This is a genomic window from Acidovorax sp. Root275, from assembly GCF_001428965.1.
GTDB classification, from domain to species: Bacteria; Pseudomonadota; Gammaproteobacteria; order Burkholderiales; family Burkholderiaceae_C; genus Acidovorax; species Acidovorax radicis.
Genome location: NZ_LMJH01000001.1, coordinates 1178586 through 1189652 on the forward strand (window position 1 = coordinate 1178586; position 11067 = coordinate 1189652).

Consider the following 11067-nt stretch of genomic DNA (forward strand, 5'->3'; position numbering starts at 1 on the left):
CAAGAACCCTGGAGACATCCATGAAGACCACCGCCAAGCCCACCTCTTTCATCGCCACGCCACGCCGCGCTCTTCTGGCCGCCGCCCTGCTCGCCGGGCTCGCGCCCTGGGCCGGCGCCCAGGCGCAGGGGGCAGCCACGTACCCCAGCAAGCCCGTGCGCATCATCGTCGGCTTTCCTGCGGGCACAGGCCCGGACATCGTGGCGCGCCTGCTGGCACAAAAGCTCTCCGAGGGCTGGGGCAACGCCGGCGTGATCGTGGACAACAAGCCCGGCGCCGGCGGCCTGATCGCCGCCAGCGAAGCCGCGCGCGCCGCGCCAGACGGGTACACGCTGATGCTGGGCGAAACGGGCCAGCTCAGCATTGCACCCAGCAGCTACAACAAGCTGCCCTACGACCCGGCCAAGGACTTCACGGCCGTGAGCCAGGTGGTTACCTCCGACTTTGTGCTGCTGGTCAACCCGCAAAAGGTGCCGGCGCGCAACGTGAAGGAGTTCGTGGACTGGACTAAGCAGCAAAAGGGCCTGTTCCTGGCCACCTTCGGAGCGGGCACGCCCGGGCATTTCGGCGCCTTCATGTTTGGCGATGCGGTCAAGCTCAAGCCCGAGCCGGTGCACTACAAGAACACGGCGGATGCGCTGGGCGGCCTGTTCAGCGGCGACGTGCAGGGGGTGTTCGCCAGCGTGGGCCTGGCCGCCCCCAATGTGAAGGCCGGCAAGCTGGCCGCGCTGGGCACCACGGGTGCCACACGCACCAACACGCTGCCGGACGTGCCCACCATCAAGGAGCAGGGCTACGCCAACCTGGAGTTCTCGTCGTGGTTCGGCATCGTGGCGCCAGCCAAGACACCGCCGGAGATCGTCGCCAAGCTCAATGCCGACATCGTGCGGGCCGTGCAATCGCCAGAGGGCAAGGCCAAGATGGAAGAGGCGGGTTTCCGCGTGACGGGCACTAGCCAGCAGGACTTTGCCCGCACCATCGCCGCGGACACCGTGACCTGGGGCAAAGCGGTGGCGGCGACGGGTTTCAAGGCGGATTGATGGGCTGACCGCCGATGGAGCGGCTGACGCCGCCCCAAGCACGACCTGCCGTTCCCACAGCACCCGCACCGGCGGCAGGTGCCCGGGCGCAGCCATGCCCGGCGAATGCTCGCAACGCCCCTCGCAATCACAACAGCTTCAGGAGACATCGACCATGCCCTTTGACCATGCCCGGCGGGCTCTGCCGCCTGCATCTGCAACAGCCCCCATCGCCCGACTGCGCCGCAACATTGGCCCTGCCGCACTCGCCATGCCCCTGCTGATGGCCGCCTGCGGTGGTGGCCACGGTGATGCGCAGGCCCAACCGGTCTCGTCGGCAGCCGCCTGCGCCGCGCTGCCCTCCAAAGCGGGGCTGGCGGCCACCACGCTCGTGACGAGCTACGTAGAGCCGGGCACCAAGCGCCCGGGCGATGCCGCCACAGGGGCCTTCCTGCCCGGGCACTGCGTGGTCACCGGCAGCATCAATCCCCGCCTGGGGGTGGACGGCAAGAACTACGCCATCGGCTTTCAACTGAGCCTGCCCGACCAGTGGAACGGGCGGTTCCTGTTCATCGGGGGTGGGGGCAATGACGGCATCCTGCGCGACACCTCGCTCAGCTCCAGCATCTCGGGCGGCACGCCGTCGCCACTGGGCCAGGGCTTTGCGGTGGTTTCCACCGATGCGGGGCACACCGGCACCTCGGCCAGCTTCGGGGCCGACCCGCAGGCCCGCATCGACCATGCCTACAACTCCTATGACAAGACGGCCGTGGCCTCCAAGTCGCTCATCAGTGCGCTGTATGGCCGCAAGCCGGACCGTTCGTACTTTTCGGGCTGCTCAGGCGGAGGGCGCCAGGCAATGATGTTCTCGCAGCGGTTCCCCGACTATTTCGACGGAATCACGGCCGGTGCGCCTGCCATGCGCGTATCAAGCGGCGCCACCGTGGCGGCCATGTGGAACACCATCCAGTTCACGGCCATTGCGCCAGAGGATGCGGGCGGCAAGCGCATCCTGTCGAAGGCGTTGAGCAACAGCGACCTCAAGCTGGTGGCCAACGCCGTCAACGCCACCTGCGATGCGGCCGATGGGGTGGTGGACGGCCTAGCCCAGAACATCCGCGCCTGCAAGGCGTTCGACCCGGCAGCGTTGCAATGCAGTGGCGACAAGACGGACAGTTGTCTGTCGTCCGCACAGGTGGGGGCGCTCAAGAAGGTGTTTGCGGGCCCCCGCAACTCGGCAGGCACGGCGTTGTACACCGGCCAACCCTGGGATGCCGGACTGGGCGCGCCCGGTTGGCGTTCCTGGACCTTGGGCAACTCGTCCACGGCGACGCCCGATGCGCGTTACGTCACGCTGATGGTCGATGCGCTGATCAATGAGTTCTTCACACCGCCCGACCTCACGTTCAACCCGCTGACGTTCAATTTCGACACGGACCCATCGCGCATGGCAGCGTATTCAGCCATCTACGACACCTACGCCGACGACAAGCTGGCGGCCTACCAACAGCGGGGTGGCAAGCTCCTCTTCATCCATGGCATGTCCGACCCGATCTTCTCGGCGTTCGACACCATCGACTACTACGAACGCCTGGCTGCCAACAATGGGGGCGTGGCCGCCACGCAGGGTTTTGCGCGGGCCTTCATGGTTCCAGGGATGAACCATTGCTCAGGCGGACCGGCGACCGACAATTTCGACTCGGTGCAGGCCATGGTGGATTGGGTGGAGAAGGGCATTGCGCCCGATTCGATCACCGCAAAGGCACTCCCCACGAGCGCCGATTTTCCCCACCGCACCCGTCCGCTGTGTGCATATCCCAAGTTTGCGCGCTACAAGGGATCAGGCAGTGTGGAGGAGGCGAGCAGCTTCGTCTGCGCAGCGGAGTAGCCGGGCGCGACCCAGGAGCCACACCGCGGCAAAAAATGGCTGCCGGTGTGGCCCCCTCTCCATTTCTTAACGGGAGCGCTTCGGTGCGGGCAGTTGCAGGTGCGCCTCCTGCACGACGCGAACGCAGTCCTTCAGGTGCTGTTCGCCCAGGTAGCGCAGCGTGGCATAGCCAATGGTGGCCGCCACGGCCTGGCCCGCGATGGGGACATATTTGGCCGCCTGTTTGGTGGTCAGGCGAAGGCCCACGGTCTGCGTGGCCCGGATGACCAGCTCGCGCGTGATCAGCTTGCCAATGAGCACCGAGCCCACCAACCCCACAGCCTTTTGCACCTGTTCGCGCTTGTTGGGGTCGAGCTGGTCAATTTGTGCGGCCGACAGGCCGAACTCGGAATTGATCTGCGGCAGCAGGCGGGAGAGCAGGGCGGCATCCACCGCCCAGTCAAGGCCAGGTACGGGCAAGGCGCTGGCGGCAGCGGCCACCAGGGCACGCCGGTGCAGCAGTTTGCGGCTGCGTTGCACGGCTGCGGCCAAGGCCGGATTGCCGGCCGCCATCTGCAAGGAAGTGGGCATGGATCAGGTGTATCGGATGAGATTGGGGTGAAACAGGGCCGGCAACCCACGGTGGCCGTGGGCCATCATTTCATAAGCTTTTGCCTTTTACCAAGCTGTATACCGCCAGCAGCAGCATGGCGCCCACCACCGAGGCAATCCATCCCGCTGCCTCGCCCTGCTGGTACCAGCCCATGGCCATACCCAGGTAGGTGGCAAGAAATGAACCCGCCACCCCCAACAGCGCGGTCATGATCCACCCCAGCTTGTCATCCCCCGGCTTGAATGCGCGGGCCAGAAGACCCACCACCAAACCGACCACCAGCGTTCCTATCAATGACACCATGATTTTTTTCCCCTGTGTTGTTGCTACGACGGCGATGCGCTGACTCTAAAGACGGGGCAGCGGTGGACTTGTCGGACAAAGCGCCCTGTAAGCGTCCCCTCCGTCAGCCCCTTGGTCATGCGCTGCGCCAGGGGCGGTCGAACAGGCACTGCCCAAAACGGTAGGACTGCAGCACCAGGCCCGAGATTTCGTGGGCTTCCTCAGAGCAGGCGTAGCGGTTGGCTGGAAGGCTGGCATGGGCAGCATGGGTGAGCAGGATGTCGCCTGCGCCGGCGATGTCCTCGCCCAGCTTGCAGGCGCAATTCATTTCTGGACCAAACAGGTCTTCGCTGGCAATGACGAGCGTGGGGCCGTAGCCAATGCCTGCGCTGACCAATAGCGCGCGCTCGGGCGGTAGTACGGCATTCATGGCCTCCAGGGCGCGCAGCGTGTCCAGGGCTGCTTCCAGCGCCTGCTCGGCCGTGGCGAACACTGCAAAGAGGTTGTCCGCCTCCTGCTTGATGACCTCGCCGCCGTTGCCACTGATGGCGGGGCGCGCGGCTTGCTCCATCTGGTGCACCATGGCCAAAAAATGGATGACGCCATGGCGCGCCGTGATGCGCGAGAAGCCACACATATCCAGCACCAGAATCGCGACATTGCGCACAAAGGCCTGCTCGATGGCGGCATCAATGGCCGCTGTGTTGCCGGGCTCCTGGTTGCGCTGCGACAGCAGGCGGCGCAGCCTGGCCTTGTCGTGCGGTGTGTGTGGGACGGCGGTCATGGCAGCAGGTTGTGGGCGGTGTCCGACATCGTAGCGCGGCGGGTGCTTGCCATGCCAGCGCGTGGTGGGGTCGTACATTGGAGCGTCTGCACTGAAAGGAAGACCGATGACAAAAAACCTCAAGACCCGCTCTTTCTCCCTGGTGTTTGTGGCCGCTCTGGCGCTGGGCGGTGCCGCCGTGGTGCCCACCACAGCCGCTGCGCAAAATGGAGACGAGGCGTCGCTGGCGCGCGGGGCAGCGCCGGACACCACGCCCCAGCAGCGCTACCAGACGGCCATTCGTGAGGCCGGAGGTGGCCTCAAGGTCAGCCTGGAGGAATGCCGCGCCATGGGCTCGGCCGAGCGCAGGAGCTGCGAATCCCAGGCCCGGGCACGCTATCAGGCGGACATGGCCACCGCCAAGGCCATGCTGCGCGACCCGTCCGTCCGGCCGGTGAATGTGGTGGGTGGCCCCATCCGCAGCACTGAAACGGTGTACGAAATCAAGAAATAGGCCGGGCAGCAACCTGCGCATCGAGCAGCTTGCTACAAGACATCAGGGGCCATCTCTGCGAAGCAGTTCGCACGGCCTCCGGCTAGGCCAGATATCGCGGGCTGGACGGTGGGGCGGCCGTCGGCCGGTACTACTTGGATGGCGCCGTATCGTCGCTGGCAGATCCTGCCACGCGGCGTGCGCCGTTGAAGCGGCGGGCCCAGTAGGACACGCCCATGTCTTCCACGCGAATCTCGGCACCACTGCGGGGGGCGTGGATGAACTTGTTGTCCCCCACGTAAATACCCACATGGCTGAAGTTGCGGCGCATGGTGTTGAAAAATACCAGATCGCCGGGCTGGAGTTCTTTTTTGTCGATGACCTGGGTGGCGGCGGCCTGCTGGTCAGCCCGGCGGGGCAGCAAGAGGCCCACGGTCTGCTCATACATGGCGCGCACGAAGCCGCTGCAGTCAAAGCCGGTTTCAGCGCTGTTGCCACCGCGCTTGTAGGGCACGCCCAGGAACCCCATGGCGTTGACCACCAAGCCGGATGCCCGGTCAGCCACCGTGTGGGCCTTGTCAGCGACCTTGTGGCTCACGTCTTCCAGCCGCGTCAGCAGGCCTTTGTCCGTGATGAAACGGTCCATATCGTCAGGGTTTGCCGCTTGCGGCGCAGCCTGGGCGGAGGTGGCGCAGGCCAGGAGGAGTATGCAAAGCCATCGGGACATGGGGGCGAAGGGTAACACGCAATGCTTACTTATCGAAAATAATCACTTTTGCAAGCTGTTGATTTCGTTGAAGTAAATCAAATGCCCCGGCTCCACCCGATCATTGGAAGGCCCTGGATGCGGCGCACATGCCCCCTGAAATGGGGTCCATCAGGTGGCATCTGTTACGTTCGATTTTTATTGCTTTTCAGGAGCACAGGTTGATGGATTTCAAGAGAAAAATGCCGCTGTCGCTTGCTCATAAAGCGCAAATAGCTATCTTTTTGATAGTGCTGGGTGTCCACGGCAACAGTGGTGCCCAAAACACTTCACCGGCCGTGTCGCTGGTGCCGGTGGCCAAGGGGCTGGACCACCCTTGGGCGGTGGCCTTTTTGCCGCAGGGGCAGTTTCTTGTCACCGAGCGGCCGGGGAGGATGCGGGTCGTCAGTGCCAGCGGGCAGGTCGGCCCCGCGCTGTCAGGCGTGCCCGCAGTGGCTGCCGGCGGCCAGGGGGGCCTGCTGGACCTGGTGACGGACACGGGCTTTGCCCGCAACCGCCGCATCTTCTTTTGTTTTTCCGAACCCGCGGCGGGTGGCGCGCGCGGCAACAGCACGGCGCTGGCCCGGGCCACGCTGTCGGAAGACACGCGCAGCCTCCAGGACGTCAAGGTGATCTTCAGCCAGCAGCCCAAGGTGGAAAGCGCCCAACATTTCGGCTGCCGCATTGTGCAGGCGGCGGATGGCAACCTGTTCCTGGCGCTGGGCGAGCGCTACCAGCGCAAGGACGACGCGCAAAAACTCGACAACCACCACGGCAAGATCGTCCGCATCACCCCCGACGGCGCCGTGCCGCCCGACAACCCGTTCGCCAAACAGCCCGGCGCCTTGCCCGAGATCTGGAGCTACGGCCACCGCAACCCCCAGGGCGCCACGCTGGGGCCGGACGGCAAGTTGTGGATGCACGAACACGGCCCACAAGGCGGCGACGAGATCAATCTGCCCCAGCCGGGCCGCAACTACGGGTGGCCGGTGATTACTTATGGCGAGAACTACGGCGGCGGCAAGATGGGCGAGGGCACCGCCAAGGCGGGGATGGAGCAGCCGCTGCACTACTGGGTGCCGTCCATTGCGCCATCGGGCATGGCTTTTCTGACCAGCACGCGCTATGGCCCAGCGTGGCAGGGCAGCCTGTTTGTGGGTTCGCTCAAATTTGGAACCCTGCACCGGCTGGAAGTGGCGGGCGGCAAGGTGCAGCGTGAGGAAAAACTGCTGCAAGGCCATGGTGAGCGCCTGCGCGACGTGCGCCAGGGCCCCGATGGTTTGCTCTATCTGGTGACCGACAGCCCGCAGGGGCAGCTGCTGCGCTTGCAGCCGGGGTGACGGACAACGGACGACGGGAAACTTGACCCAGGTCATGCCGCCTGAAATTTCCGCCCGGTCAACGCGGTGGCGCGGGGTCTTCCTGAGGCGTGGGCGCGCGCTTTGGGGTTAGGCTGGCGTGATGCATGCCGAGCCGTCTTCCTCTTCACCTGCATCCCCGCCACCCGTGTTCGTCGCCACTGCCGATGCGCCGCCCCGGTCTCAATTGGCCCTGCGCCGTGTGGCGATCGACACCTGGCGCGAAAACGTCGCCTACCTGCACCGCGACTGCGCCGTATACCGGGCCGAGGGCTTCCAGGCCCTGTCCAAGATCGAGGTGCGCGCCAACGGCCGCCGCATCCTGGCCACGGTGAACGTGGTGGACGACCCCGCCATCGTGGGCTGCCACGAGCTGGGCCTGTCGGAAGACGCGTTTGCCCAGCTCGGCGTGGGCAACGGCCACACCGTGTCGGTGGCCCAGGCCGAGCCGCCCGAGTCCATGGGCGCGCTGTTCCGCAAGATCGCCAGCGAGCGCCTCACGCGCGAGGACTTCGGTGCCATCGTGCGCGACATTGCCGACCACCGGTATTCCAAGATCGAGCTCACCGCCTTTGTGGTGGCTTGCCACCGCAACGAGCTGGACCGGGAGGAGGTCTTCTTCCTGACCGATGCCATGGTGGCCAGCGGCCGGCGGCTGGACTGGCACGAACCGCTGGTGGTGGACAAGCACTGCATCGGCGGCATTCCCGGCAACCGCACCACCATGCTGGTCGTGCCCATCGTCGCGGCGCACGGCATGTTGTGCCCCAAGACGTCTTCACGCGCCATCACATCCCCCGCCGGCACGGCCGACACCATGGAGGTACTGGCCAAGGTGGAGCTGCCACTGGAGCAACTGGCCGATATCGTGCGCGATTACCGGGGCTGCCTGGCCTGGGGCGGCACGGCCCAACTGTCGCCTGCCGACGATGTGCTGATCTCGGTGGAGCGGCCGCTGTCCATCGACTCGGCCGGGCAGATGGTGGCGTCCATCCTGTCCAAAAAGGTGGCGGCGGGGGCCACGCACCTCGTACTCGACATTCCCATCGGCCCCACGGCCAAGGTGCGGTCCATGCCCGAGGCGCAGCGTCTGCGGCGGCTGTTTGAATATGTGGCGCGGCGCATGGGTCTGTCGCTGGACGTGGTCATCACCGATGGCCGCCAGCCCGTGGGCAACGGCGTGGGCCCGGTGCTGGAGGCGCGCGACGTGATGCGCGTGCTGCAGAACGATCCGCGCGCACCCGACGACCTGCGGCAAAAGGCGCTGCGCCTGGCCGGGCGCCTGATCGAGTGCGACCCCGATGTGCGCGGCGGCGACGGCTACGCGATTGCGCGTGACATCCTCGACTCGGGCCGGGCGCTGGCGCGCATGAACGCCATCATCGCCGCCCAAGGTAGCACGGGGTTTGACCACAACCATCCGGCACTGGGTGTGCTGACGCTGGACGTGGTGGCCCCCGCCAGCGGCGTGGTGGCAGGCATCGACAACTACCAGATCGCCCGCGTGGCCCGGCTGGCCGGGGCGCCCAAGGTGCCCGGCGCCGGGGTGGACCTGATGCACAAGCTGGGCGAAACCGTGGCGGCGGGGGACTTGCTGTACCGCGTACACGCCAGCTACCCAGCCGACCTGGAGTTCGCGCGCCACGCGTGCGAGGGGGACAGCGGCTACCGCCTGGGGACCGCCGACGAGGTGCCCAAGGTTTTTGTGGAGTTCTGACAGTGACTGTTGCCCCCCACCAAGCGTGTCTGCTGTACTTTGCCGACGAGGAGGCCCCTGCGCTGCGCCTGGCGCAGGCAGCTGGCATGACTGCCCAGGCCATCGAGCGCCACCGTTTCCCCGATGGTGAACTCAAGCTGCGTTTGCCCGTCAACGCGGCGGGCCGCCTGCCCCGGCGGGTGGTGCTGCTGCGCAGCCTGCACCAGCCCAATGAAAAGCTGGTGGAACTGCTGCTGGCCGCGCGCACGGCCCGCAGCCTGGGTGTGCAGCACCTCACGCTGGTGGCGCCGTACCTGGCCTATATGCGGCAGGACATCGCCTTCCACCCCGGCGAGGCCGTGAGCCAGCAGGTGGTGGGCGGGTTTCTGGCCGGACTGTTCGACGCGGTGGTCACCGTGGACCCGCACCTGCACCGCATCGACCGGCTGGAGCAGGCCATCCCCGTGTCACGGGCGGTGGTGCTCAGCGGTGCCGAGCCGCTGGCCGATCTGATTGCTGAACGCCGCTCGAACGCGCTGCTGGTGGGGCCGGACGGTGAATCCGCCCAGTGGATCGCCCAGGCCGCCGCGCGCCACGGCTTTGACCATGCCGTGTGCACCAAGGTGCGCCATGGCGACCGCCATGTGGCCATCGAACTGCCCGCGCTCAACGCCCAGGACCGGGCGGTGGTGCTGCTGGACGACATGGCCAGCACGGGCCGCACGCTGGCGCTGGCCGCCCGGCTGCTGCTGCAGGCTGGCGCCGCCTCGGTGGATGTGGCGGTGACGCATGCACTGTTTGCGGGCGATGCGCTGCAGGTGCTGCATGAAGCCGGGGTGGGGGAGGTGTGGAGCACGGACTGCATTCCGCACCCGAGCAATGCCGTGGCCATGGCCGGGCCGCTGGCCAAGGCGCTGCAGTCGATCCTTCGCACCTGAAAACCCCGGGCACGGGCTGCGACAATGCACCATTGCCTCCAACGCTGCGCCCGCACAGCGATTCAACGAACACAGAAACGGTCCCACCATGCTGCTTGACGCCACCGAATCCCAACTCGTCCTGGTCGATTACCAGGAGCGCCTGATGCCTGCCATCCATGAAGGCCCCGCCGTGCTGGCCAACGCCCGCCGCCTGGCCGAGATCGCCCGCATGCTGGACGTGCCCGTGTGGGGCACCGAGCAGAACCCTTCGCGCCTTGGGGCCAACGACGCCGCGCTGCGTGCCCTGTGCCAGAAAACCCTGGCCAAGATGCACTTCAGCGCCGCCGAGGAAGGTCTGGGCGAATGGCTGCGCCCGCCGGCAAAGCCCCAGCAGGGCGGCAACGCGCGCAGCCTGCCCAAACACCTGCAAAAACCTGCCGCAGCCCAGGGCGACGAGCGCGGCACCATCGTGATAGCCGGTTGCGAAGCCCATATCTGCCTGCTGCAAACCGCGCTCGACCTGCTGGAAGACGAGTTCGAAGTGTGGGTGGTGACCGACGCCTGCGGCTCGCGCACTGAGCGCAACCGCGATGCCGCATTCGACCGCCTGGCCGGCGCGGGCGCCGAGCTGGTGACGACCGAGATGGTGGCGTTTGAATGGCTGGGCAGCTGTGAGCATCCGGCCTTCAAGGATGTGCTGGGGTTGGTCAAGTAAACCGGAGTTCTGGTGTTTTTGACCACGGGCGCTTTTCTATCAAGCGCCATTAGCTACAAAAATAGTAGCGACTGAGTGAGGGTGACTGGAGCCATCCGCCCTCTGCGCCACTGCTCTTTTGGGCTCAACGCAAAACCTAGAACTCAAGGGCGCCGGGATTGGCACCGCACGTTGGCAGCGAGCTCAGAGCATCGCGCTCAGCATCAAGCCCAGCCCGGCGATGCTCACCAGCCACACGCCCGTGCGCAGATAAGGAAGACCAGCGTAGTACACGGGCACATAGACAACGCGGGCCCAGAAGAACAGCGCGGCCCCGGCCTCGATGCGCGGGCTGACGAGGCCGGCCACATGTGCACCGAGTGCAATGGCTGCAAACAAGACGAAGTTCTCCAGCGTGTTGCGCGCGGTGCGCTCGGCACGGCCAGCCAGGCCCGTAGGCTCAGGCAGACCTTCACGGTTGCCGGTGGCCACTTGCAAACCACCGGCCGACCAGATGCGTGCACGGATCAGGCTTGCCGCCACCAGCAGAAGCCAGGTGATGACGGCCATCCAGGCCAGATAGGTGAGGGTTGGTGTCATGGGATTGCTTTCGGTCT

General features: G+C 66.1%; 12 protein-coding genes. 7 read left to right on the forward strand and 5 right to left on the reverse strand.

The window, feature by feature from the left end:
* Positions 1–20 precede the first annotated feature (20 nt).
* The gene (locus ASE52_RS05345; RefSeq protein WP_057224335.1) at positions 21–1040 is read left to right on the forward strand and encodes a tripartite tricarboxylate transporter substrate binding protein; all 1020 of its coding nucleotides are present in this window, start codon (positions 21–23) and stop codon (positions 1038–1040) included.
* Between the two features lie 154 nt (positions 1041–1194).
* The gene (locus ASE52_RS05350) at positions 1195–2907 is read left to right on the forward strand and encodes a tannase/feruloyl esterase family alpha/beta hydrolase (RefSeq protein WP_198928060.1); all 1713 of its coding nucleotides are present in this window, start codon (positions 1195–1197) and stop codon (positions 2905–2907) included.
* 66 nt (positions 2908–2973) lie between these two features.
* Here ASE52_RS05350 and ASE52_RS05355 read toward each other — a convergent pair whose 3' ends face one another.
* From ASE52_RS05355 to ASE52_RS05365, 3 genes are all read right to left on the reverse strand, one after another.
* Positions 2974–3477 (reverse strand): hypothetical protein, encoded by a 504-nt coding sequence (locus tag ASE52_RS05355; RefSeq protein ID WP_010458338.1) that lies wholly within the window; start codon positions 3475–3477, stop codon positions 2974–2976.
* 70 nt (positions 3478–3547) lie between these two features.
* On the reverse strand, positions 3548–3802 hold the full coding sequence (locus ASE52_RS05360) for a GlsB/YeaQ/YmgE family stress response membrane protein (protein ID WP_057224336.1): 255 nt from the start codon (positions 3800–3802) through the stop codon (positions 3548–3550).
* Between the two features lie 115 nt (positions 3803–3917).
* Positions 3918–4565 (reverse strand): adenylate/guanylate cyclase domain-containing protein, encoded by a 648-nt coding sequence (locus ASE52_RS05365; RefSeq protein WP_057225237.1) that lies wholly within the window; start codon positions 4563–4565, stop codon positions 3918–3920.
* A gap of 106 nt (positions 4566–4671) precedes the next feature.
* On the opposite strand from ASE52_RS05365, the gene ASE52_RS05370 reads away from it, so the two are divergent.
* Positions 4672–5058 carry a hypothetical protein gene (locus ASE52_RS05370; RefSeq protein WP_057224338.1) on the forward strand — a complete coding sequence of 129 codons (387 nt, stop codon included), beginning with the start codon at positions 4672–4674 and terminating at the stop codon, positions 5056–5058.
* Between the two features lie 130 nt (positions 5059–5188).
* Here ASE52_RS05370 and ASE52_RS05375 read toward each other — a convergent pair whose 3' ends face one another.
* On the reverse strand, positions 5189–5764 hold the full coding sequence (locus tag ASE52_RS05375) for a C40 family peptidase (protein WP_029412902.1): 576 nt from the start codon (positions 5762–5764) through the stop codon (positions 5189–5191).
* A 203-nt stretch (positions 5765–5967) separates the two neighbouring features.
* Between ASE52_RS05375 and ASE52_RS05380 the strand changes: the two genes are divergently transcribed.
* From ASE52_RS05380 to ASE52_RS05395, 4 genes are all read left to right on the forward strand, one after another.
* The gene (locus tag ASE52_RS05380) at positions 5968–7122 is read left to right on the forward strand and encodes a PQQ-dependent sugar dehydrogenase (protein WP_082606760.1); all 1155 of its coding nucleotides are present in this window, start codon (positions 5968–5970) and stop codon (positions 7120–7122) included.
* Between the two features lie 205 nt (positions 7123–7327).
* Positions 7328–8857, forward strand: a complete 1530-nt coding sequence (locus ASE52_RS05385; RefSeq protein WP_057224348.1) for a thymidine phosphorylase family protein — start codon at positions 7328–7330, stop codon at positions 8855–8857.
* Positions 8858–8859: 2 nt separating this feature from the next.
* Positions 8860–9774 (forward strand): ribose-phosphate diphosphokinase, encoded by a 915-nt coding sequence (locus ASE52_RS05390; protein WP_057224349.1) that lies wholly within the window; start codon positions 8860–8862, stop codon positions 9772–9774.
* A gap of 88 nt (positions 9775–9862) precedes the next feature.
* Positions 9863–10471, forward strand: a complete 609-nt coding sequence (locus ASE52_RS05395) for an isochorismatase family protein (protein WP_057224351.1) — start codon at positions 9863–9865, stop codon at positions 10469–10471.
* A 183-nt stretch (positions 10472–10654) separates the two neighbouring features.
* Here the strand turns inward: ASE52_RS05395 and ASE52_RS05400 are convergent, their stop codons facing one another.
* A complete protein-coding gene (locus tag ASE52_RS05400; protein WP_057224354.1) occupies positions 10655–11050 on the reverse strand; it encodes an MAPEG family protein in 396 nt (131 codons plus the stop codon).
* Positions 11051–11067 lie beyond the last annotated feature (17 nt).

What these genes read in the sequence shown, in the direction of transcription:
- ASE52_RS05400 (WP_057224354.1), bottom strand. Translation starts at nt 11,050, where the DNA reads ATGACACCAACCCTCACCTATCTGGCCTGGATGGCCGTCATCACCTGG.
- ASE52_RS05365 (WP_057225237.1), bottom strand. Translation starts at nt 4,565, where the DNA reads ATGACCGCCGTCCCACACACACCGCACGACAAGGCCAGGCTGCGCCGC.
- ASE52_RS05380 (WP_082606760.1), top strand. Translation starts at nt 5,968, where the DNA reads ATGGATTTCAAGAGAAAAATGCCGCTGTCGCTTGCTCATAAAGCGCAA.
- ASE52_RS05395 (WP_057224351.1), top strand. Translation starts at nt 9,863, where the DNA reads ATGCTGCTTGACGCCACCGAATCCCAACTCGTCCTGGTCGATTACCAG.
- ASE52_RS05355 (WP_010458338.1), bottom strand. Translation starts at nt 3,477, where the DNA reads ATGCCCACTTCCTTGCAGATGGCGGCCGGCAATCCGGCCTTGGCCGCA.
- ASE52_RS05375 (WP_029412902.1), bottom strand. Translation starts at nt 5,764, where the DNA reads ATGTCCCGATGGCTTTGCATACTCCTCCTGGCCTGCGCCACCTCCGCC.
- ASE52_RS05350 (WP_198928060.1), top strand. Translation starts at nt 1,195, where the DNA reads ATGCCCTTTGACCATGCCCGGCGGGCTCTGCCGCCTGCATCTGCAACA.
- ASE52_RS05370 (WP_057224338.1), top strand. Translation starts at nt 4,672, where the DNA reads ATGACAAAAAACCTCAAGACCCGCTCTTTCTCCCTGGTGTTTGTGGCC.
- ASE52_RS05345 (WP_057224335.1), top strand. Translation starts at nt 21, where the DNA reads ATGAAGACCACCGCCAAGCCCACCTCTTTCATCGCCACGCCACGCCGC.
- ASE52_RS05360 (WP_057224336.1), bottom strand. Translation starts at nt 3,802, where the DNA reads ATGGTGTCATTGATAGGAACGCTGGTGGTCGGTTTGGTGGTGGGTCTT.